Origin of the sequence: Alkanindiges illinoisensis (genome assembly GCF_004377485.1) — a bacterium.
GTDB lineage: Bacteria > Pseudomonadota > Gammaproteobacteria > Pseudomonadales > Moraxellaceae > Alkanindiges > Alkanindiges illinoisensis_A.
In genome coordinates this window covers 20,228-41,713 of the sequence record NZ_SNTY01000036.1, presented here as the reverse complement: position 1 = coordinate 41,713, position 21,486 = coordinate 20,228, and the positions used below count along the sequence as shown (strand labels likewise).

Sequence of the window (21,486 nt, the reverse complement as noted above, 5' to 3'; positions counted from 1 at the left end):
AAAACGGTTCACCCTGCATGTTTTTTGGGGTCTGCCGGATTGTTTGCTGAATAGTCAAGTTTTCACTGTGCTCGGTGGTGGGCGCAGTGATAACGACAGGGACAGGCTGGCTTACGGTGCCTGTATTTGCTGCTGCGCTACCATTGCTAACTTGGCCAGACTGCTGGGCATTTTGCCTTAGCACTTGCAGGATACGCTGCCCGCCCCTTCCAGTTTGCGGCAAGCCAAAGCGTGCCTGTTCCTGCCGGATGGCTTGCCGGGTTTTGTCACCAATCAAACCATCCGGTTCGCCAATATCATAGCCTTTGGCCAGCAAATATTGCTGGATTTCGCGACGTTCCGCCCGTGATGTACCCGGATCATCGGTTGGCCACGGGGTAACCAGCGGCCCGGCACCTTTCAGCCGATCAGATAAATGGGCAATAGCCAAGGCATAACTTTCTGCGGCATTGTAGCTATAAAACGCATCAAAATTTTTAAACACCAGAAATACCGGGCCACTGGTATCTGAAGGAACCAGCAAGCCTGCCATGCTGGACGTGCTCAAATTGCCCTGAACCAGGGGAGAACCATCCACACGGGTCAGGCCACGTTGCTGCCAGCTGGCCAGTGAGCGTTTGCTGCGCCTGCCCTCGCCGCTGTCATCAAACCCCGCAGGCAAGCGAACTCCAAAGCCCCACGGCATACCGGTTTGCCAGCCGGATTTCTTTAAAAAATTGGCGGTTGAAGCCAGCGCATCCGGCACGCTATCGACAATGTCACGGCGGCCATCGCCATCAAAATCCACTGCCAGCCGTTCAAAAGTGGATGGCATAAACTGGGTATGGCCAAATGCACCCGCCCATGAACCACGCAGGCGCTCTTCACTAATATGCCCGGCCTGCAGGATACGCAATGCGGCATACAGTTCGGTACGGAAATAACCCTGACGACGGCCATAGCAGCTTAAGGTGCCTAGTGCCTGTACCAGTGAATATTTACCCGAAATATCGCCAAAATTGCTTTCTACGCCCCATACAGCCACCACAGCCGCAGGTTCTACCCCATATTGCGCCTGAATACGCCGCAAGGCATCCGCATACTGGGCCATTTTTTGCCGCCCCAGATTAACCCGTTCCTGATCCACCAGACCCGACAAATAATCCCAGATGGGTGTGCTAAATTCCGGCTGATAATTCAGTTTTTCAATCACGGTCATGTCCGGATCAAGGTTGGCTGTATACTGGTCAAACGCCTGCCCGGACACCCCGGCTGCAATAGCATCACCCCGCAAATTGCTTAAACAGCCCTGAAACTGGCTTTCAGAAACCCCGTCATCAGCAGCAAAACCGCTCACAGGTATTGTCAACAGGCCAGCCATGGTCAATAAGGATAGTTTTTTGGTGATATCACTACGTTTCATTGTTTTACCTTAACGCGCATGAATGTCAGAGCACCCATTTGCATACTATCAGCATACAAATCAGGCCATTCAATGGCTATGGGTACTCACGTTATTGGGTATTACCTTAACATGCCCAGCCCGGCCTATAAAAAGCCGCTTGGTTTTAATATGTAGCAGTACAAAGGCCACCTATAAAGCCCAATAAACCTTGCTGTTTTTAGTGTGGTTGCCCCAATGTTATTCTTGTGCGTGTAGTAACTGCGAAAATAACTGGTTTAGGTTTGCCAATGCGACAGGTTCCATATCCTGTGCCGGCACTACATGCTGCAAGCGTTCCAGTTCAGCTTTAATCCATGCTTGCAGTACCGGAACTGCTGGTTGTGCTTCTGCCTCACCATGCTGGCGCTTTTGCAGCAGTAGGGCATCAATGGCCTGTTGTACGGAAGTCTCATTTAATGCCTGACGCAGTCGTTCAAACTCAATCGGTGCAACGCCACCAAACTGCTCAATCCAGCGCACAGCCAGCAGCGGACGCAGCACATATAGGTATTTTTTCAGCCTAACCTGCTCACCTTGTAGAAACTGCTGAAAATGTGTTTTCGCAGTACTGCGATAATGATAAAACCCGCGTGCCTTATTGTAATGCTGTGCAAGCAACTGGCGCGCCTGAACTGCATAACGACCCTGCTCGCGATAAACAATCGGTGAATTTAGCCATTCCACAATGGCTGGATTACTTTTGGCCTGCAAGCGCAACGCCTTACGCAAATCCCAACCGTTGATATCAATTTCGTCAACAATCGGGTATTCAATCACATCACGGCGATCTTCAACGTCAATGCTTAAATACCAATCTTGCGGCCGGACATAAACAAAACGTACATCATAGTCGCTATCCGGCGAATGAAAGCCCCAGGCACGGCTACCCGATTCAATGGCATACAGGATTTTAACTTCATGTTCCTGTTCAGCACGCAAAAGCCGCTGTTGAATTTCGTGATGCGCTGCCGCTGAAATGGCAGGATGAAAATCTGTCATGTGTTATCTCAAAACAATTAATTAAAATAAATTCAAAATAAAATATTTAAATTTAAAACAGGACTTTTGAATTCAAATTTTTTACACCCAAGCATAATTTTTGAATTCAAAATTTTAAATTCATTTTGTCAGTTTTTTAAATTTAAAATAATCCATTCTATTGCAGCAACTTTAAATTCAAATTTTATGGTTTTAAATTCATAATTCTTGGCTAAAAGCCGATTTTTTAGTAATGAACATCAGCTGGCAGTCTAAAAAATGAATTCAAAAGTTTAAATTTAAAACTTTGAATTTATTTCTAATTACTGCTTTTAGCTCATCAGACTTATCCACAATCTGTTAATTTTACCAGCTTTGGAGTTTGAATTTAAAAATAAAGACTTTTAAATTCAAATAAAACCATGAAAAATACTACTGACTTGTGGATAACTACTAATAATTGATCAAAGAGGACACTATGTATTCCGGAACCTGTTTGTGCGGTAGTGTGGCCTATCAGATTAATGGCGAAATTGGTGAGGTAGTAATTTGCCATTGCCAGCGTTGCCGCAAGGCAAATGGTAGGGGCTTTTGATATAAGCGGGCGGTCAATGCCCCGATCAAACGTGCAGATTTTGAGTTAGTCATAGGCGAAATCAGCTTAAAGGAATTTTCCTCAAGCCCCGGGGTACACCGGGTGTTTTGTGGCAATTGCGGTGCGCCGATTTATAGCAAGCGCGACAATGACCCCGCACATTATCGCTTGCGTCTGGGCACACTGGACACACCTCTCACCCATGGCCCAAGGATGCATATTTTTGCCGCATACAAAGCCGAATGGGATGTAATTTGTGATGGTTTGCCACAATATGCAGAACGACCTTAATGGCTTATAAATCTAGTGTTTAAAAATGGTTTTGAATAATTTTAGGCAAAAAAGAAGGTGGCAGGAGCCACCTTTGAAAGAGGGTTTGGTCGATGTGCCCCATCGAAAGGGTGTAACAAACTAAACTAGCCGTTCACGTTACCATTATAAAATGGCAAGACACAAAAACCAAAAAAATTGTCTAACAAGACCGTGTTTTTTAGACCTCATCTGCCAGTGGAATTACCATATCTGCTGTGAGTGCCAATGGTTCTGGCAACAGAGTAGCAAGTTGCTGACACAACTGGCTTAACTGGCGGCTATCGACGGGCATCAGGGTAATATGACCCAGCTTACGTCCCGCACGCTCGGTTTTACCATACAGGTGCAAATGCGCACCTTCCAGCGCCAGAATGTCGGTGCTGTTAGGATGCTGACCAATGATGTTAACCATCACAGTGGGCTTCACCAATGCCGTGGAACCCAGCGGCAAGCCTGCAACTGCGCGCATGTGGTTTTCAAACTGCGAGCAAACAGCACCTTCGATGCTCCAGTGCCCGGAATTATGCACCCGTGGCGCCATTTCATTGGCAAACAGGCCCTGTTCAGTCACAAACAGTTCCAAGGTAAGCACGCCGACATAATTCAAATGATTCAGCAGGCGGGTAATATAATCAGTGGCAATCGGCTGCAAATCCTGACTGTGCGGTGCTGGCACAATCGAATGCGATAAAATGCCCTGATTGTGATGGTTTTCAGCCAGTGGCCAAGTGCGCACTTCACCATCCTGCCCACGCACTGCAATAATCGACACTTCACGGCTAAAGCGCACAAAGCTTTCAGCAATCAGTGGGGCAGCCTTGCCCAACTCCGCCCAGGCCTGCTCAATTTGCGCTGCTTCACGGATCACAACCTGGCCCTTGCCATCGTAGCCACCGGTTGCGGTTTTCACCACCAAGGGCAAACCCTGAGTCTCAGCAGCTTGTTGCAAATCTGCAAGTGAGTGAATGGCTGAATAGGGCGCCACGGGGATACCAAGCTGGTCAAACAATGCCTTTTCTGATAGGCGATGCTGTGCAATGGCCAGTGCCTGTCGCGGTGGATACAGGGTTTTGTGCTGGCCTTGATGCTCAGTTAAGGCATCGGCATCAGCCAGTGGCGTATTTTCAAACTCAAGGCTAAATACATCTGCGCTGTCCATAAAGGTTTGCAGGGCATTGGCTTGTGTGTTGTCAATCACCCGGCCTAGCGCGGCTGATGGGCACTCGCTTCCAGCCTCATAAAACGTACATTGTACCCCGAGTGGCAAGGCAGCCTGTGCCAGCATTCGTCCCAACTGGCCGCCACCAAAAATACCCACTGTCTTGACCATTGGGGAGTTGCTGCCTGAAGTTTTTATGGTTGCCATGCTGTCAGCCTTATTGCGTTTGACCGGGAATGTTGTTGCTACTGACTTTCTCAGTTTGGGCCAGCCTAAACTGCTGTATCGCTTCGGCAATGGCCGGGTTGTTTAAGCCCAGAATCTGCGCGGCCAAAATCGCTGCATTGGTGGCACCGGCCTTGCCAATGGCCAGCGTTCCCACGGCAATACCTGCCGGCATTTGCACAATGGACAATAGCGAATCCACACCATTTAAAATGGATGATTGCACGGGCACGCCCAGCACTGGCAAATCGGTTTTGGCAGCACACATGCCCGGTAAATGCGCGGCACCACCTGCCCCGGCAATAATCACCTGAATGCCACGCGCACGTGCTGTTTCAGCATATTCAAACAAACGGTCCGGCGTACGGTGCGCGGACACAACTTCGGCTTCAAACGGCACACCCAATGCTTTGAGCATGTCGGCAGTGTGTTCAAGCGTCGCCCAGTCAGACTGAGAGCCCATAATAATTCCAACCAGCGGCGGGTTGGCAGGGTTAGCGGACGAGTTCATAAGCACGGCAATCCAGAGCGTTTGTTAAAAAAAAGACCGCATATTTTGCCTGAAAAAGCAGCAGCAGCCAAGAAAATTATCAGGTTTTCAGTGCAAACTCATGAAATAGCCGCCATTAACACCACTTGTGAACTGCTTGAGTTTATTAAATTGCCAGATTGCTTCACGAGTGGTTTGAAATTGCACAGATATAGGATAAAAATTAACTTATCAGTCAAAATAACACACTGTATTTCAAATAATTACATAAGTGCCTTAGCCGGGCTGCCAATCAGGGTAGTTCTACACGCTTTCTGCCAACTGTCGCGATGACGACTCGCTATGATAGCGCTATAACGTGATTAACAGTTGCCTTTAGCAAGATTACAGATCACGTATCACTAAATGAACCCATATATTCAGGAATGAAACATGAAGACATTATCAAAAACCTTATCTGTTGCAATTTTAGGCTGTGGTATTGCGGTTTCTGCCTTTGCTGCCACATCTACGACCCAACCTACACCCACTGAGCATAGTGCCAAACAGGCGCAAAGACAGGCCAAAATGCAGGCACAGCAAGCAGCCCTGTTCCAGCAGGCTGACAACAACAAGGATGGTAAATTGTCTGCTGCCGAATTTGCCAGATTTAATGAGCTGAAAAAAGCCGCGTGGGAAGCCCGCAAGCAGGAGATGGAAAAGAACCGCTTTGCACGGCTGGATGCCAACAAAGATGGTGCTTTAAGTATGGATGAACTTAAAACCGCACAAGCCAAACATGCCAGTTTTAAGCATCATCACAAGGGTGGCCAACCCGACATGCCAAAGCCAGTGCTTTAATGCAGGCTGGCTACATTAAGCCATTGCTCATCAGGCGCATTGACCACATCGGTTAATGCGCTTATTTTTTAGAAATTAGCCTTTTCATTCACACCAATGAATGATTGGCTTTACAGCCTGATTTTGCTTGTGTCCATGCTAAAACACTTTATGCTTAAAAAATAATTAAAAGTTAAGGCCTGTTTTAGCATGCAAAAGATCCATAAAAATCAAAACAGCTCTCTGATGCTTGTTATCACCCTGTTCATTGCCCTTAATGGTTGTTCCAAACAACAGCAAACTGCTGAAACAACGACTGCCGATGTGCAATCTGTAGCAGCGATTCCCTCTACTGAACAGGCCGATCAGGCAAATAATGCGCAAAATATCCCTGATGTATTGTTGTCAGAACAAAACAATCCGGCTGAAAAAAACCGGCCAATGGTTAAAACCGCAACCATTGATTTTGAAGTAAAGGATGTTTATCAATCTGCATTACAGTTAGAACAACTGACAGCCAAATTCGCGGGCTTTGTTGAACAGAAGGACATTCAAAAAACACTCGAAAATGAAGTGAGCCGTAATAATGGCGACGGCACCCAAACTATCTTCCAGAAAATCAGGCCACACGCCAGTATGATTGTGAGGATTCCCAATAATCAAACCCAGCGTTTTATCAACACCCTGCCCCAATTCATGCTGTTTTTAAATGAACAGCGCTATGAAGCAAAACGGCTTCAACTCAAGTTATTGCAGGAAAAACTGGGGCAGCAGGCCACGCTTGGCGCAGTAGGAGATAGCAGGGCTAATAACCGCTTGGCAGCTGACATTGCAGACCTTACGCAACAGGAAGTTCAGGATCGCTTGAATTACAGCACCATTCAGCTTGATTTTAGCCAGCCTGCAATCTTACGGCAAACACAGGATATTCAATTACAGCGGGTGGCGCTGGAGCAATATGGCTTCTTTAACCGCCTATGGCATTCTATCCAGCTTGGTGCCGTGGGCTTTCTGGATTTTCTGGTTACTGCCATGCAGTTATGGCCGTTGTGGCTTATTTTGTCTATTGCTGTCGTGCTGATCGGGAAATATAAGAAAAAGCGTTACAACCCGTTGGCTAAAACACCTGAAAATCAGGATATTTGAGGCAGGCTATAGTGCATTATGGTGCTTAACGCGGTGTTAAGCACTCATGATTTGACTTCTAAATACAAAAAACACTGCGCCCAGCAAACACAAGCCAGCCCAGAGGTAATCCAGCTTAAATGGCTGTTTGAACAGCCACAGCATAAACGGCACAAACACCAGCAGGGTAATCACTTCCTGGGTAATTTTCATTTGACCCAGGCTCCAGCCCTGTTCATTTAAAAACCGGTTGGCCGGCACCATAAAGGCATATTCCAGCAAGGCAATCAGCCAGCCAAACAGAATGGCCTGCCATACGGGCGCGTGATGTAAAAACTTCAGGTGCCCATACCAGGCCAGCGTCATAAAACAGTTGGACACCACCAGTAAACACAGCGGAAACCATAAATTTGTCATGGATTTTCTCAAATAGTGCCATACAGTCCTGCTCAATGCAGCGACTGCAATACAGCAGTAAAACACAAGGCTAACAGTATCTTTTTAGCCTAAGCCTTGCTATCGTTCTTGGCAATTTTTAGCAGGCCCATTTTTTAGCACTCGCCTGCACGCACCGGTTCTGGCATGGAGAAATACAGCAATGCATCTGCATATTTTGGGGATTTGTGGCACGTTTATGGGTTCACTGGCGCTGCTGGCCCGCGAACTGGGTCACACCGTCACCGGATCAGACCAGAATGTTTACCCGCCCATGTCTACCCAGCTGGAAGCCGCTGGTATTGAACTCATGCAGGGCTATAGTGGCAGTCATTTGCAGCCGCATCCTGATCTGGTGATTGTGGGCAATGCCATGAAGCGTGGCATTGAGGCGGTGGAATACATGCTGAATGCTGGGTTGCCATATACCTCTGGCCCGCAGTTTTTGTCCGATTATGTGCTGCGTGGCCGTCATGTGCTGGCTGTGGCTGGAACGCATGGTAAAACCACCACCACCACCATGCTGGCGTGGATTCTGGATCAGGCTGGCTTAAATCCGGGCTTTTTGATTGGCGGTGTGCCGTTGTGTTTTAGCCATAGTGCGCGGCTTGGTGGCAATGGCAACGGTGAAAAAAACTACTTTGTGGTGGAAGCAGATGAATATGATTCCGCGTTTTTTGACAAGCGTTCCAAGTTTGTACATTACCAGCCACGCACCGCTATTTTAAACAATCTTGAATTTGACCATGCTGATATTTTTGATGATCTGGCCGCCATTCAAAAGCAGTTTCATCATCTGGTACGCACCATTCCTAGCCAAGGCCAGATTATTGCCCCCATCACTGAACGCCATATTGATGAAGTGCTGGACATGGGCTGCTGGACGCCAGTACAGCGCACTGCCATTGGTAGCAATGAAAGCGCCAGTACAGCAACAGACTGGCAAGCTGAGCTACTCAGTGCCGATGGCAGCCAGTTTAAGGTGATTCATCAGGGCATCGACGCAGGTACGGTTAACTGGAGCATGAGCGGCCAGCATAATGTGTCCAATGGCTTGGCCGCGATTGCAGCAGCTTATCATGTAGGAGTTAGCCCACAGGTTGCCTGTGATGCCTTGTCAAACTTTGCAGGCATCAAGCGCCGTATGGAACTGTTGGCCACCATTGATGGCATTGAGGTTTATGATGACTTTGCCCATCATCCTACTGCCATTGAAACCACACTGGATGGCGCACGCAAGAAAATTGGCCAGCGCAAGTTGTGGGCCATTATTGAGCCACGTTCCAACACCATGCGCATGGGCAGTCACAAGGATAATCTGGCGCATTCTGCCCGCATGGCCGATGAAGTGATCTGGTATCAGCCGGAAGGTCTGGACTGGGATTTATCGCCCGTGATTGCTGCATCACCCAATTCCGCCACCATTTCCCAGCAACTGGCGCAAATTATTGGCCGCGTTCAGCAGGAAGCCCAGTCTGGCGATGCTGTGGTCATTATGTCGAATGGTGGTTTTGGTGGCTTGCATCAAAAAATTATTGCTGCCCTAAAAAACCGATAAATCTTTAGTACTTCATAACAAAGCCAGCCAGCGCTTGATGAGGGCTGGCTTTTTTTATGATTATTGATAGGCCAATTCGCTATTGCTGGGCATATCGCTGGGCAGGTTTCTGACTGCCTGATCATCTTGCCTTCAACAAAAGGGGCTGCTTGCTGACTGGTTAAGCCAGCTTTTTCCCACGCAAAACAGGGATGCAGGCGTGTATCATTGGCACGGTTTAACCAAAAAAACCGGCATTGGTTAGTGCAGGGTGAACCATCAGAAATTGTATTTGTCAGAACATTGGCGCGATAGCGCTGTAAAGAGGAACTTTATGACTGCCCCTCACTCCAACCCACGCGGGCTTGATGGCTTTTTCGGCATCAGTGCACGCGGTAGCAATGTCCGGCAGGAAATTATTGCAGGCATTACCACCTTTTTGGCGATGGTCTATTCAGTCATTGTGGTGCCCGCCATGCTGGCCAAGGCCGGTTTTCCGCCAGAACTGGTGTTTGTGGCCACCTGTCTGGTGGCTGGTTTTGGCTCCCTGCTGATTGGCTTTTGGGCCAATGTGCCGATGGCGATTGGCTGTGCCATATCCCTCACTGCTTTTACCGCCTTTAGTCTGGTGCTGGTCCAGCAGGTGAGTATTCCGGTAGCGCTGGGTGCGGTATTTTTAATGGGTGTTTTATTTACCCTGATTTCAGTGACTGGCATCCGTACCTGGATTTTAAAAAACCTGCCAATGGATATTGCGCATGGCATTGGCGTGGGCATTGGCCTATTTTTGTTTTTAATTGCAGCCAGCGGTGTTGGCCTGATCATCAAAAACCCCAATGAAGGCCTGCCCATTAGTCTAGGTCAGTTGACCTCATTTCCGGTGCTGATGGCGCTGCTGGGGCTTGCTGTGACCATTGGCCTTGAACGCCTGAAAGTGCCGGGTACCATTTTGCTGGTGATTATTGCCATTTCCATACTGGGCCTGATTTTTGATCCAGCAGTTAAATTTCAGGGCCTGTTTGCCATGCCCAGCCTGAGTGATAGTACGGGTCATTCACTGCTGTTTAGTCTGGATATGGTGGGCGCACTGGACCCAAAAATCCTGCCCACCGTGTTTGCACTGGTAATGACCGCCATTTTTGATGCTACGGGCACCATTCGTGCAGTGGCTGGGCAAGCCAACCTGATTGATCAGGACGGGCAAATTATCAATGGCAAGCGCGCACTAACCTCAGATTCCGTGAGCAGCATTGCCTCGGGTTTCCTCGGTACTGCCCCGGCTGCCGTGTATATTGAATCTGCTGCTGGCACTGCTGCGGGTGGCAAAACCGGTCTGACTGCCATTGTGGTAGGCCTGTTGTTCCTGCTGATCCTGTTTTTGTCACCCTTGGCCTATCTGGTGCCTGAATACGCCACCGCACCTGCGCTGATGTATGTGGGTCTGCTCATGCTGAGCAACGTGAGCAAGATTAATTTTGCTGACTTTGTGGGTGCCATGTCCGGCCTGATTTGTGCGGTGTTTATTGTGCTCACCTGCAATATAGTCACGGGTATTATGCTGGGCTTTAGTGCGCTGGTGATTGGTCGCCTGTTTGCTGGCGAATGGCGCAAGCTAAATATCGGCACCGTCACCATTGCCATTATTCTGGCTGCGTTTTATATCGGTGGCTGGGCCATTTAATCATTTGATCCGCACCTATTCCACCTTGCGCTAAAGTTGCCAATCGGTAATTTTAGCGCAAGGTTTTTTATACCAGAAACTAAAAAATCCAGCCGTAACAATAACTACAATCCTTCACCCAAAGTCTACCAAAGCCCTTTTGATTGTTTTTGGGCACATGGTATTTCTTAATTAACTGGAAATCATAAATTAAGGAGACGACCATGTTTTCACTGATTGGTGCCATTATTATTGGTTTTTTTGCCGGGTTAATTGCGCGTGCCATTCATCCGGGCGATGACAAGGCCAGCTTTATTGTAACGACTGTGCTTGGCATTATTGGCTCACTGCTAGCCACTTATCTGGGTCGCGGCTTGGGCTGGTATGATGATGGGGAAGCAGCCGGTTTTATCATGTCAGTAGTCGGTGCAGTAGTGGTGCTGTTTATCTATAATCTGGTGATGCGTAAACGCCATCAGGTTTAATATTCCGATGCCTTTAAAAGTCGTGTAGGGCTGATTATTAAAGCTGTGAGAACCTGACCTTTGGTTTCTCTACAAGTAATCAGGCTTACATGACTAATATGGCTTTATCGAGTTTGTATATCTAAAGATTAAAGTTCCTATTGCGGTAAATCTATCAATTGATCAGGCGTTAAATTTTTATTTGAGCTACTGTCTTTTTGCAGCTTAGGTCGATTTAGACCAATGATTGTTAACTTAATTTAATAAACTGTTATTTAAAGCAGAAATTGTTATATAACGCTACATTAATCGCCAATTCTTCACGTAACCCCTTTAAAACCTGAGTTAAAATCTTACAAATTATTTATTTTCATGCCCTAGTCTTTAGCTTTACACGTGTATATAGCAAATAGAGGAAAGGTTATGAAAAATATTGCTACTGGAGCATTACTGGGTGTACTGGTTGCCATGACAGGCTGTCAAAGCATGGATGGAATGCATGATGGCGACGGCACGCATATGATGAAAGCCAAAATGAGTGATGCCCAGATTTTATCCGTTCTGCATACAGCCAATATGGGCGAAATTTCCCAGGGTCAAATTGCAGTACAAAAAGCCCAGCGTGCTGATGTAAGAAACTTTGCCCAGCGCATGGTAAGTGAACATACTGACAATGACCAGAAAGGCAAAGCGCTGCTGGCCAGTGCCAATATGGCACCACAAAACAATCATTTGAGCATGAAGCTGCAAAAAGACAGTAACGACGTGGTGATGAAGTTAAACAAGGCAGATGCCAAAGACTTTGATAAAACCTATATGGAAAGTCAGGTTAAAGTGCATAAAATGGTTCTGGAAACCATTGATAAGAAACTGATTCCCAATGCACAGCATCCTGATCTGCGTAACCACCTGACCATGACCCGTGCTGCCGTGGCCATGCATTTGCAAATGGCTGAGCAACTCGTTGATTCACTTAAATAACTCAAATTACTCTTAAATTTAATGATTGTGCTGGCCAATGGTCAGCACATTCTTATAGCTATCCAAGCCCTAGGTTTTGCGTCCTGTTCTGTCAGTTTTGCTTTGCTCAGGTACGGGCTTAGCTTTATTTGCCAATACAGAATGTTATTTAGAAATCTAAGACGTTGTTAAATAACATATAAATTTTAAAATAAATTAACCAGTGACTGATGCACGCCTAATTTGAGCAGTAATTGTGTTTTTTTAGTTTACACCCATACTACAGCCAAGGAAGCAATTTAATATTTTTGTGAGTCCATAAAAAGGAAGTCGTTTTAAATTACTAGGCAATCCTTTTCAATCCGTTGGTCATCGTCCATAAATTCAATAATAATTTTAGTTACCTCATCTTTAGGCTGACCTGTTTGATCTTTCGGTTTATCCAGTCCTAGCAACTTAGCCTTACCCATCGTTGCACTTATGGCCGCACCGCACTGACCTTGTGCCAATGCTTCAACTCTGGCCGCTTCAAGTTCTGCCAGTAAATCTTGCATGGTGGTTTGGGTTTCTATGCTGGCCGCCTGCTGCTGTGCTTCTACAGCATGTCTGATAGCTGGCTGCTTTAATAGCCTGCTGGCTTGTACCTGTGCTGTATTTGCGCTGTAGCCTGCTGCTATGGCCGCCTGTTTGCCGTTGCCTGTGGTTAGGTACTCATTGATAAACTGCTGCTGTTGGTGGTTGATAGGGCGCATTGCTGGCACTCACGCATGATAATGGTCTTATTGTACCTGTTATCAATTGTTATGGTTTTTCCGAGTCCATAAAAAAGGTGGGGGGTAGATTGAAAGTTGCAATAAACAGTTTTCCTAGACCGCTACCCATCGCATGTATAAAAAATTTCCTAATTGACAAAGTTAACAGGCAGAAAAAGGCATAAATCCACATCAAGCCATTGCGCTTATTGGCTTTAATACTTAATCACACTGAATAACCCAAGTTAAAAAAGTTAAAAAGCTGTCAACAATTGTCAATCTGGATTTGCATTGGTATTTGATAAAACTACAGGTTAAAACCTCACATTGCCAAACGTAGAACCTCATAAAACCTAAGATTTGAAAAGGCTCAAAACCTTTTAAAACCTATTATTCAAAAAAGTTAAAACTTGACATTCAAAAAGCTAAAATCTGGTTTATTGTTGGTGCGCATTAATTGGTACACAGCCAGGTGCGCACGGTTTTGGCTGTTTTGAATTTCGGTTCGCGGCTTGGTTCGCATGGAAAACACGGTTTTTGAAAACAAACCCCATGAAAGAAAATAGCAAGTATTAAAAAACCGACCATGATGTAGGCGGCTTATTCGCGGTTGATCTGCTGGCTAGTGAATCGTATTGTTATCCTCTAACCAATCTAAAAAGCCCTTGCCTGTACCATCATGCAAACATTGCCCGTTCATGACGCTGCTGCGTTCTGCTACTGGCTGGCCGTTGCCTTCAATAATCCAGCTCCCTTCTATAGCCAGTATGCCCAGGCTAATCAATTCGTGTTCCAGTTCTGCGACTTCATACCTGGACAAGCCAATAATGCGGCCTATATCGTTCCGCCATTCCTCAAGCCTCACCTTTGCCCGATCTGGTGCATAATCATTGCCTAGCAGATTGTCGCGTTTAATGCCTAATCGCCAGTAATAGCCTTTTAGCGCCCTTGCCTGCAATGGGGCTAGGTTAGGCGGTATCGGGTCATCATTGGCGGCTGGTGGCGCTCCTATGCACTCTGGCTGCTGCTGGCTTAAGTATTCAATAATGTCGCGCTTGTATAGCTTAAGCTGGTTAATTAGTTCCGGTGGTAATTTGTCGATAGGCTCAACCGCGATATGTCCATGGTCTGCGATTTCAACCAATACACCCATGCTATTGCACACGGCCAGCAATTCTATGGCGTTCATAAAACTGCCCTCCGGCTATTTTTAATCTGGCTGTTCAGTTCATCATTATTGCAATGGGACAACTGGGACACTTGGGACAAGCCTTTATTATCAAGGCTTTTATGTTGTCCCACTGCTGTTTTTACTGCTGGGACAGACTGGGACATAACTAGGCTAATTTCACCTGTCCCACTCTGCCCCACTACTGCTTTTTGCACTGGGACAGGCTGTAAGCCTTGCGGCTGTTGGTCTGTCCCACTTGTCCCACCTGTCCCACTGGATTTTGATAGTTCTGCGCTGGCTTCGTTGTCCCACTCCCACATTCTGTTATTGAAAACGTACATGCGAGGCCGCGATCCATCGGGCAAAGTTTCCTTTTTTTGATTGCGCCCGCCATCGCCAAGAATGAGCCAGCCAGCCGCTTTTAATATCTTAATGACCTGCTTGTCATCGCGCCCTTTGCAGATTTCACTTTTAAACTGTTCAGGGTAAACAAGGTAAGCGCGGCTGTTGTCGTCTTGCCTGTAGTACCCTACACGGTTAATAATGCGTTGGAGCATGTCGCTACCATCATTCATTACTGGCGGTTGCATGTTTTCAAAGCGGCTTGAGCCGTGAGCCTCAAAAAATGCTTTAACCTCTGCCAGTATGTTGCGGCTCTCAAGGTTTGCACCATCGCCAAAACCATTAAGCCAGGCATTAAAACACTGGCCTATAGCCTCTATTGCGCGGCCTTGCTGCCATGCGGTAATGCCTGCCAGTGTTGCCAGTTCACCAGCCGCCGCGACAATAGCAAAGCGTCTTGCTACCCGTTGCACTTGTCCGTTTTTGCTGCTGGCGTAGTCCTGCATGAATTGCTGTATATAGACTTGAGCCTGTTCGGTTACTGCTGCCTTGTTGCTGGTTAGATACTCAAGCCATGCTATACCTGCTGTACCGTGATTGCTGGCGCTGGCCTGTTTTAACTGTTCGGCATAGGCGGCTGGGGGCTGATCTGTGGACAATGGGTCAAATATACCCAACCCATGTCCGGCGTCGGCTGGTATATCAGCTAGGCGTATTTCCTGGCCTGCATTAGTACGTTTGCCAGTCTGCTGCATAATGGCGGCTAGGGATTCTTCACCATTGCTTAAAAACATTACCCGCCACTGGCTAACAGGTCGGGTTATTCCGGTGCGCTGCATACGCGCCTTGCCCTGACCGTTAGATAGCATATAAACCGTGTCGCCAATGTCTTTTGCATTACATTGGCCGATCTCATCCAGTCCTAGAAAATTATCATTGTGCAAGGCGGCTATGCCTTCTAATGCGTTACTGGTAGCGCGCCATTGCCTGATTACCTGTTCAGGGTCGCCCCATACGCTGCCAGCCAGCTTTAAGGCGGTGCTTTTACCGCTTGAGCTATCGCCCCTGATATGAAAGCCGCCGCCCTGTTCATTTAGTGGCTCAAGTAACTGGCCTGCAAAGGCACACGCCAGGGCAAATACAAGGCGGCTATGGTTGCCGCATGGCTGGCTGATCTGCTGCTGCCAGTCGGCTAAGCTGCCCAATGGGTAGAAGCTGGCCGCCATGACGCTATTTTGCTGAAATACGGTTAATTGCCCTTGCTGTTCGCCATAGGTGTGCTGGGGCATGACATAGCGCAAGCCGTGCCAGCCAAGGCGGTCTACACATAAAGCGAACGTGTCCGACGGATAGCCGTTCAGGTAGGTGGTTAGCAGGTCGCGGCTTTTGCGTTCTGGGCTAATAGTTACGCCCTGATCTGCCAGTTCGCGCCTAACCTCTGAGCCATCGCCCTGCAATAGCTGCATGGGCATTGCCCACTGGTGTAAGCGTCTTTCGTCATCATGCCACTGTAACAGCCTGCCCCATGCGTTGCCGTGAGTGTCGCGGGTTTTGGCAATGACTAAAACAGGGCTACAAATAAAATGCGCCCGTTCATTGTCGTGCTGGTCTTTGGCAATATAAAAAATACCATGTGGCAGTATTTCAAAGCGTGCATCATTGCCGCCGCTATACAGTGGCTCGCATAAATGGCCTTTGGGTATGTTGCCACTTGTATTGCTCAAGATTTTCCGGCTATCAGCAGAACCCGATATAACCTGACATTTGATAAGAGATAGTGCTTCAATGTCGGCTTTAGTCGTAGTTTGGCTGTTGTTGGTACGTTGCTGTACCCAGTCGACAATATCGCCCTTTTCAGGCAGTCCAAGCGCGTCAATATCAATACTTAAAACACTACAGCCAACAGCCTGTAATGCGGCTGCTATTTCATCACGCGCTTTTATGCCTGCTTCATCGTTATCTGGCCATATCACAACGGAACGGCCTGCTAGTGGCTCTAGGTGCGTTGTGGTAATACTGCCGCTACTGCCGCATGTCGTGGCGACAAGGCCAAGGCTGGCCGCATAGTCGGCCTTTTGCTCACCCTCAAAGATATAAACAGACTGGGCTGTATCGGCCTGCACCATATCCACTAAGCGGTAAAGCGGTTTTTTGCCATTGCCTGCTGGGTAGGCTGCTGTATAGTCCGGCTCTTTAAGCCGCCATTGCCGTGTATGACAGTTAAAGGATAACGCCCTAATCCATTTGTGCCTGTTGGCACGGGCTTTACTTGCAATCTGTTCCTGTTCATCTGCTGGCAGGTTGTCAAAGTTTGCGTGTTCATACCGTGCTTTAAAGTACACGGGCTTGCCGTTAACATCGGTATAGCAAAACAGGTACTTAAACACATAGCCTAGCTTTATTACACTGCTGGCATACTTGAGCGCGTATGCCTTGGCCTGATCTTGTAGTAGGGTAGAATCTGCATGATTCGCGCGCGCACGCACGTTTTGCTGGCCTGCCTCGTACTGCTCCGAAAACTCGGTTTGATTCACTGGGAGCGCACCAGTACCGCAAAAAGGTTCATCCCATAAATCTATGGTGTTGTCTGTATCTTTCATTGTTTTGACTCCCATGCGCCCAATGCCTTGCAGGTTTCAACAAAACCAAGGCTGGTAAGCTGCTGATGAAACGCGATCAGGTCGCCACCCTTAGCACCGCAAGCCATACACTTAAAGCCTCCTGTTGTGGCGTTCATGCGTAGACTGGGGCTTTTATCATCATGGAAGGGGCAAAGCACATCACGCCACTGGCCTGAGCCTTTAAAGCTAATTTGCTGACTTTGCAGGTAGTCAATGGGGTTAGGCAGTAAGGCGCGGTTTAAACCAAATTTGCGGCCATTATTGGCACGTCCGCCGAAGTATTCACTTGCCAGTCCGTTGCTTTGGTATCGTGGAGTTGCATATTTCATGTTGCTGCCCCCATTACGTCGAGTAAGCGACCTACGCTGCCAATATGCAGCACAATAACCCGCTGACCGTGTTTGCTGGCTATTGCATCATGGGCGCGTGATACCTCAGTAATGCTGCCATCCATGGCCATTAGTTCCACAAAATTTACAGGGGTATCGTCAATGATTGCCTCGGCTGCTTGGCCTGCTTCGACAATAGGGGCATAGGCAACCAGCACAAAATTTTTGTAGGTCATTATTCTGCCCCCTGTGCTGGGATTACTTCATCATTGGCAGCGATCCGGTTTGCAATACGCTTGTTTATCCATGCCACTACTTCACTCTCAATCCATGCCACACGTCGTTCAGAAAGCTGCACAGATTGCGGGAAGTCGCCTTCACGCTGTAGCTGGTAAATGGAAGATGCGCCCAACCCTGTGAGCTTCTGGACTTCACTGCGACGAATAAAACGCGGGGTTTGGCTGGCCGCATTGATTGCGGTAGGGCTATCACTGTTTAAAAGATGCATGTAAGCACTCCTTACAAATTGCTTGTAAGGCACAAAACAGGATAATCAGGAATGTAAATCAGTTTAAAAAGGCTTGTTATATCAATCGCTAATAGGTCACTAAACCAATTCAATTAAGTTCAGTGACTACCAGAAAAGTTTAAAATAGTAAACTTTTTGTGTATATCAGCATTGCGATATTTATAACCAATGATTATATTAGCCATTAATGGTACAACTTTTAGTTGTACCAATTAACTGCTTACATTTCTGGTTCTCCAGTATGTGCCTGTGATGGCGGTTAATGAAATTCGGACACTTGGCGGTGTCCACACTAGGCTAGTTCCGTTGGCGCGGTTCTAGCCTTTTTAATGCCTGCCAGTTATGCTTACTAGCACTGGAAAGCATTAGCTGAATTGCATTATTGGATAGAACTTTAAAAAAAGCCATCTTAAAATTGGTAATCTTCGTTAAACGCCGGATAAGTTATCCACAAGTGTTTTTCATCTTTAACAAATCACTTTTGCCTTTAAACCATTTGTTTAACCTCTTGAGTTGCCTATATTTATTTTATAAAAAATAAACTATTAGTTTACTAATAAGTTGAATTACTTAAACTTTTTTAGCATTTGCTAATAAAAAGTTTTTAAGACTTTTACAAATTTTTACACTTTTTACCGCTATATCTTGTGCCCAGTTGACTATAGCGCCACTAATTAAACTCATCTTCATATTCATTTTTAAGCAATGCGCTGCTGGCCAGCATTGAAGAAAATTAGGTTCGGCTCATAAATAATGCTGTGAACATAATTGCTCCATTCCTGCATCATGGCGGTTCGAATATCAGCATAAACCGCCTTGTTGTATACGCCCCTCATTCCCTTGGTAGTGTGGTTCAAACATGCCTCGATAGCATCAGCATGAAACCCCTTTTCATTCATCAAGGTGCTGGCTGTTCTGCGTAAGTCGTGAATGGTGAAGTGGGGAACATTGGTTAAGGCCAGCGCGGTTTTTTGCGCTGAATTTAAAACATTATGAGCAATGCGCGTTCCTGACTGCCTGCCTACAAATACATAAGGTTCATTGCCAGCAATCGTTTTTAATTCTTTAAATATTTCTATGACCTGATCTGACATAAAAACCATCATGGGGCGGCTATTCTTACCGCCTGTGGTGTTCTTGGTGACAGGGATATGCCAGATACGCTGTTCAAAGTCGATATGCTCCCATTTGGCATTCAACATTTCGCTTTTTCTAAGGAGGGTCAATAATGACAATAACAAGGCCAGCTTACGCGGGCGGTAAACTCTGGAATCTAGCAGGGCTGTATAAAACTCGCGGATTTCATTAAGGCTTAATGCTCGGTCACGCTCCACATACTTAAATACATGGCGTGAAGGAATGGAAAGCACTGGATTAAACGTCATTAGGTTTTTAGTGACAGCATAGTCAAACATGCGCTTAAGCAGGCCGCGTACCTGATTAGCTGCTGCATCATATCCCTGATCTTTTTTGCGCCATATCACAGCTACCGCATCAGCCTGCGTAATGTCGGTTAATCGCTTGTCACCTATAAGCGGGTAAATGTCATTATCAAGTAAGCGCTTCATGGTAATAGGATTTGCCCTATCCTTGCTGATTACGCCCTGATAATACTTGTCGCCAAACTCCTTTACCGTTTCTCCGGCGGCTTTCTTTTCGCGCCTGCTGCGTTTTTCCTGCTGTGGGGATATGCCTTTAGCCACCAGTAAGGCGGCGGCATCGCGTAGTTCCCTAGCATCTTTTAATTTCAGGTCTGGGTATTGCCCCAGCACAATGCGTTCCTGTTTGCCGTCTATGGTGTAACGGTAATGCCATGACTTAAGGCCGGATTCCTTCACCTCAATAAACAGGCCGCGTCTGCTTTTATCCTTCACGGTATAGCGTTTATCGCTGGCCTTTAGCGCGTTAATTTCCCGATCTGAATTAAAGCTCTGGTCTTTACTGGCAGCCGTCATGGTTTAGTCACTCATCACATAATTTTAGGTTCTATCAGTCACTAAGGCTTATCAGTGACTAAAAAAAGCATAGCACTGTTAGAACGTATTGCACACTATTGAATATAAGGCGAAGTGAATTTAAACCATAACTTATTGTTTTTATGCTTTATAAATATGAAAAAAGCACCTTACTGGTGCTTATTGAATCTGGTTGAACAAAGGCTAAAAAATGAAATTACTTTCCAATACAGAAACTGCCAAAAATCTTGCCCAGTAAATCATCTGCACTAAATTCACCAGTAATCTCACTTAACGCATGTTGCGCCAGCCGCAAAGATTCTGCCATCAGCTCCCCGGCATGAAATTCAACCAGCTGCACGCGGGCATCAGCCAGATGTTGCTGGCAACGCACCATTGCGTCCAGATGCCGTGTTCGGGCAATAAAGGTACTTTCCTCGGGCTGATAGCCTGCGTGCGCGCTAATCGCCTGTATGAGCGTATTAAGGCCTTCTCCTTGCCGTGCCGACAATATAATGCGCTTAAACCCATTTAACTCATCCTGATGTGGGGTTTGTTCCGCCAGATCAGCCTTGTTGGCAATCAGCAGTAACCGCTTGGGATCACGCTGGTGAAAAAATCCATCGGCCAGTGCCAGTGGATCATCATCGGTGGTCAGGTCATAGACCAGTAGCAGCAAGTCAGCCTGTTCAATTTCCCGATAAGCACGCTTGATGCCTTCCTGCTCCACGATATCACCAGTTTCACGCAAGCCAGCAGTATCGGTCAGGGTAATGGGCAGGCCATTCAAGGTAATTTTTTCATGCAGCACATCACGGGTGGTGCCGGCAATGTCGGTAACAATCGCGCGGTCAATCCCGGCCAGCGCATTAAGCAGGCTGGATTTCCCGGCATTGGGCTTGCCCGCAATCACCACCTGCAAGCCTTCACGCAATAACTGTCCCTGCTTGGCCGACTTTTGCACTTGGCTAACTGCCCCCTGTACTTGTTCCAGCAGAGTTAAAATCCGACCATCTGCCAGAAAATCAATTTCCTCTTCGGGAAAATCAATGGCAGCTTCCACATGCAGGCGCAAATGAATCAGTTGCTCCAGTACCTCATTCACCCGCAGCGAAAATGCACCTTGCAGGGAACGCACGGCCGAACGGGCAGCTGCTTCACTACTGGCATCAATCAGGTCGCTAATGGCTTCTGCCTGCACCAGATCCATTTTGCCATTTTCAAAGGCACGTAAGGAAAACTCACCGGCCTTGGCCGCCACTGCACCCAGACTCAACAGGCGCGCCAGTAACGCATTTTGCACCACCACCCCGCCATGTCCCTGCACTTCCACTACATCCTCACCAGTGAACGAATGGGGGGCTTTAAAGCACAGGATCAAGCCTTCATCAATCACCTCATCCTGTGCATCCTTAAACTGACGAAATCCAGCCATGCGCGGTGCAGGTAGTGATTTATTTGTTAAAGCTTCAGCAATGGCAAAAGCATTGGGGCCAGACAAGCGGATAACACCAACACCGCCACGTCCCTGAGGGGTAGCAATTGCAGTAATCGTGGTGGTTGGCGTCATAAGCGCACCTCAGGTAAACAGAGCAGTAAACGGTT

Annotated in this window: 18 protein-coding genes and 2 pseudogenes; 7 read left to right on the top strand and 13 right to left on the bottom strand. The window is 47.1% G+C overall.

The features are described 5' to 3' along the window. Positions 1 to 172: 172 nt before the first annotated feature. Positions 173 to 1,363 (bottom strand): annotated as a pseudogene (locus tag E2B99_RS09230) (lytic murein transglycosylase); the annotation flags it as partial. A 258-nt stretch (positions 1,364 to 1,621) separates the two neighbouring features. Further along, positions 1,622 to 2,422, bottom strand: a complete 801-nt coding sequence (locus tag E2B99_RS09225; protein ID WP_134244691.1) for a nucleotidyltransferase domain-containing protein — start codon at positions 2,420 to 2,422, stop codon at positions 1,622 to 1,624. Positions 2,423 to 2,861: 439 nt separating this feature from the next. On the opposite strand from E2B99_RS09225, the pseudogene E2B99_RS09220 reads away from it, so the two are divergent. Continuing rightward, a pseudogene (locus tag E2B99_RS09220) lies at positions 2,862 to 3,287 on the top strand (GFA family protein). A gap of 199 nt (positions 3,288 to 3,486) precedes the next feature. Here the strand turns inward: E2B99_RS09220 and E2B99_RS09215 are convergent. Both E2B99_RS09215 and purE read right to left on the bottom strand, forming a co-directional pair. After that, positions 3,487 to 4,638: a 5-(carboxyamino)imidazole ribonucleotide synthase gene (locus E2B99_RS09215; RefSeq protein ID WP_134244788.1), complete on the bottom strand. Its 1,152-nt coding sequence runs from the start codon at positions 4,636 to 4,638 to the stop codon at positions 3,487 to 3,489. A 46-nt stretch (positions 4,639 to 4,684) separates the two neighbouring features. Next, complete coding sequence (gene purE / locus E2B99_RS09210) at positions 4,685 to 5,203, bottom strand: 5-(carboxyamino)imidazole ribonucleotide mutase (protein WP_134244690.1); 519 nt, start codon at positions 5,201 to 5,203, stop codon at positions 4,685 to 4,687. 411 nt (positions 5,204 to 5,614) lie between these two features. Here purE and E2B99_RS09205 point away from each other — a divergent pair, with 411 nt between their 5' ends. Together E2B99_RS09205 and E2B99_RS09200 are read left to right on the top strand one after the other, a co-directional pair. Further along, entirely contained in the window at positions 5,615 to 6,022 is a 408-nt protein-coding gene (locus tag E2B99_RS09205) for an EF-hand domain-containing protein (protein ID WP_134244689.1), read from the top strand. A gap of 225 nt (positions 6,023 to 6,247) precedes the next feature. Further along, positions 6,248 to 7,147, top strand: a complete 900-nt coding sequence (locus tag E2B99_RS09200) for a hypothetical protein (protein WP_166739026.1) — start codon at positions 6,248 to 6,250, stop codon at positions 7,145 to 7,147. A 36-nt stretch (positions 7,148 to 7,183) separates the two neighbouring features. On the opposite strand, the gene E2B99_RS09195 is transcribed toward E2B99_RS09200, so the two are convergent. Then, complete coding sequence (locus E2B99_RS09195) at positions 7,184 to 7,543, bottom strand: DMT family protein (protein WP_134244687.1); 360 nt, start codon at positions 7,541 to 7,543, stop codon at positions 7,184 to 7,186. 181 nt (positions 7,544 to 7,724) lie between these two features. On the opposite strand from E2B99_RS09195, the gene mpl reads away from it, so the two are divergent. From mpl to E2B99_RS09175, 4 genes are all read left to right on the top strand, one after another. Continuing rightward, complete coding sequence (gene mpl / locus E2B99_RS09190; protein WP_134244686.1) at positions 7,725 to 9,119, top strand: UDP-N-acetylmuramate:L-alanyl-gamma-D-glutamyl-meso-diaminopimelate ligase; 1,395 nt, start codon at positions 7,725 to 7,727, stop codon at positions 9,117 to 9,119. A gap of 313 nt (positions 9,120 to 9,432) precedes the next feature. Continuing rightward, on the top strand, positions 9,433 to 10,779 hold the full coding sequence (locus E2B99_RS09185; protein WP_134244685.1) for an NCS2 family permease: 1,347 nt from the start codon (positions 9,433 to 9,435) through the stop codon (positions 10,777 to 10,779). Positions 10,780 to 10,982: 203 nt separating this feature from the next. Then, on the top strand, positions 10,983 to 11,243 hold the full coding sequence (locus E2B99_RS09180; RefSeq protein ID WP_134244684.1) for a GlsB/YeaQ/YmgE family stress response membrane protein: 261 nt from the start codon (positions 10,983 to 10,985) through the stop codon (positions 11,241 to 11,243). Positions 11,244 to 11,645: 402 nt separating this feature from the next. Next, on the top strand, positions 11,646 to 12,203 hold the full coding sequence (locus tag E2B99_RS09175) for a DUF4142 domain-containing protein (RefSeq protein WP_134244683.1): 558 nt from the start codon (positions 11,646 to 11,648) through the stop codon (positions 12,201 to 12,203). Between the two features lie 314 nt (positions 12,204 to 12,517). Here the strand turns inward: E2B99_RS09175 and E2B99_RS09170 are convergent, their stop codons facing one another. The 8 genes from E2B99_RS09170 to mnmE all read right to left on the bottom strand — a co-directional run bounded on the left by E2B99_RS09170 (position 12,518) and on the right by mnmE (position 21,451). Then, a complete protein-coding gene (locus E2B99_RS09170; RefSeq protein ID WP_134244682.1) occupies positions 12,518 to 12,934 on the bottom strand; it encodes a terminase small subunit in 417 nt (138 codons plus the stop codon). Between the two features lie 622 nt (positions 12,935 to 13,556). Next, positions 13,557 to 14,123, bottom strand: a complete 567-nt coding sequence (locus E2B99_RS09165; protein ID WP_134244681.1) for a hypothetical protein — start codon at positions 14,121 to 14,123, stop codon at positions 13,557 to 13,559. Next, the gene (locus E2B99_RS09160; protein WP_166739025.1) at positions 14,120 to 17,047 is read right to left on the bottom strand and encodes a DUF927 domain-containing protein; all 2,928 of its coding nucleotides are present in this window, start codon (positions 17,045 to 17,047) and stop codon (positions 14,120 to 14,122) included. The genes E2B99_RS09165 and E2B99_RS09160 overlap by 4 nt, the downstream gene beginning before the upstream one ends. After that, a complete protein-coding gene (locus tag E2B99_RS09155) occupies positions 17,044 to 17,397 on the bottom strand; it encodes a CHC2 zinc finger domain-containing protein (RefSeq protein WP_134244679.1) in 354 nt (117 codons plus the stop codon). The genes E2B99_RS09160 and E2B99_RS09155 overlap by 4 nt, the downstream gene beginning before the upstream one ends. Further along, a complete protein-coding gene (locus tag E2B99_RS09150; protein WP_134244678.1) occupies positions 17,394 to 17,633 on the bottom strand; it encodes a hypothetical protein in 240 nt (79 codons plus the stop codon). The genes E2B99_RS09155 and E2B99_RS09150 overlap by 4 nt, the downstream gene beginning before the upstream one ends. After that, the gene (locus tag E2B99_RS09145; protein ID WP_134244677.1) at positions 17,633 to 17,905 is read right to left on the bottom strand and encodes a helix-turn-helix transcriptional regulator; all 273 of its coding nucleotides are present in this window, start codon (positions 17,903 to 17,905) and stop codon (positions 17,633 to 17,635) included. The genes E2B99_RS09150 and E2B99_RS09145 overlap by 1 nt, the downstream gene beginning before the upstream one ends. Positions 17,906 to 18,624: 719 nt before the next feature. Further along, positions 18,625 to 19,881 carry a tyrosine-type recombinase/integrase gene (locus E2B99_RS09140; protein WP_134244676.1) on the bottom strand — a complete coding sequence of 419 codons (1,257 nt, stop codon included), beginning with the start codon at positions 19,879 to 19,881 and terminating at the stop codon, positions 18,625 to 18,627. A 217-nt stretch (positions 19,882 to 20,098) separates the two neighbouring features. Next, positions 20,099 to 21,451: a tRNA uridine-5-carboxymethylaminomethyl(34) synthesis GTPase MnmE gene (mnmE, locus tag E2B99_RS09135; RefSeq protein ID WP_134244675.1), complete on the bottom strand. Its 1,353-nt coding sequence runs from the start codon at positions 21,449 to 21,451 to the stop codon at positions 20,099 to 20,101. Positions 21,452 to 21,486: the final 35 nt, after the last annotated feature.

What these genes read in the sequence shown, in the direction of transcription:
- E2B99_RS09185 (WP_134244685.1), top strand. Translation starts at nt 9,433, where the DNA reads ATGACTGCCCCTCACTCCAACCCACGCGGGCTTGATGGCTTTTTCGGC.
- E2B99_RS09150 (WP_134244678.1), bottom strand. Translation starts at nt 17,633, where the DNA reads ATGACCTACAAAAATTTTGTGCTGGTTGCCTATGCCCCTATTGTCGAA.
- E2B99_RS09200 (WP_166739026.1), top strand. Translation starts at nt 6,248, where the DNA reads ATGCTTGTTATCACCCTGTTCATTGCCCTTAATGGTTGTTCCAAACAA.
- E2B99_RS09140 (WP_134244676.1), bottom strand. Translation starts at nt 19,881, where the DNA reads ATGACGGCTGCCAGTAAAGACCAGAGCTTTAATTCAGATCGGGAAATT.
- E2B99_RS09155 (WP_134244679.1), bottom strand. Translation starts at nt 17,397, where the DNA reads ATGAAATATGCAACTCCACGATACCAAAGCAACGGACTGGCAAGTGAA.
- E2B99_RS09180 (WP_134244684.1), top strand. Translation starts at nt 10,983, where the DNA reads ATGTTTTCACTGATTGGTGCCATTATTATTGGTTTTTTTGCCGGGTTA.
- E2B99_RS09170 (WP_134244682.1), bottom strand. Translation starts at nt 12,934, where the DNA reads ATGCGCCCTATCAACCACCAACAGCAGCAGTTTATCAATGAGTACCTA.
- E2B99_RS09215 (WP_134244788.1), bottom strand. Translation starts at nt 4,638, where the DNA reads ATGGTCAAGACAGTGGGTATTTTTGGTGGCGGCCAGTTGGGACGAATG.
- mpl (WP_134244686.1), top strand. Translation starts at nt 7,725, where the DNA reads ATGCATCTGCATATTTTGGGGATTTGTGGCACGTTTATGGGTTCACTG.
- E2B99_RS09175 (WP_134244683.1), top strand. Translation starts at nt 11,646, where the DNA reads ATGAAAAATATTGCTACTGGAGCATTACTGGGTGTACTGGTTGCCATG.
- E2B99_RS09165 (WP_134244681.1), bottom strand. Translation starts at nt 14,123, where the DNA reads ATGAACGCCATAGAATTGCTGGCCGTGTGCAATAGCATGGGTGTATTG.
- E2B99_RS09145 (WP_134244677.1), bottom strand. Translation starts at nt 17,905, where the DNA reads ATGCATCTTTTAAACAGTGATAGCCCTACCGCAATCAATGCGGCCAGC.
- mnmE (WP_134244675.1), bottom strand. Translation starts at nt 21,451, where the DNA reads ATGACGCCAACCACCACGATTACTGCAATTGCTACCCCTCAGGGACGT.
- purE (WP_134244690.1), bottom strand. Translation starts at nt 5,203, where the DNA reads ATGAACTCGTCCGCTAACCCTGCCAACCCGCCGCTGGTTGGAATTATT.
- E2B99_RS09160 (WP_166739025.1), bottom strand. Translation starts at nt 17,047, where the DNA reads ATGAAAGATACAGACAACACCATAGATTTATGGGATGAACCTTTTTGC.
- E2B99_RS09205 (WP_134244689.1), top strand. Translation starts at nt 5,615, where the DNA reads ATGAAGACATTATCAAAAACCTTATCTGTTGCAATTTTAGGCTGTGGT.
- E2B99_RS09225 (WP_134244691.1), bottom strand. Translation starts at nt 2,422, where the DNA reads ATGACAGATTTTCATCCTGCCATTTCAGCGGCAGCGCATCACGAAATT.
- E2B99_RS09195 (WP_134244687.1), bottom strand. Translation starts at nt 7,543, where the DNA reads ATGACAAATTTATGGTTTCCGCTGTGTTTACTGGTGGTGTCCAACTGT.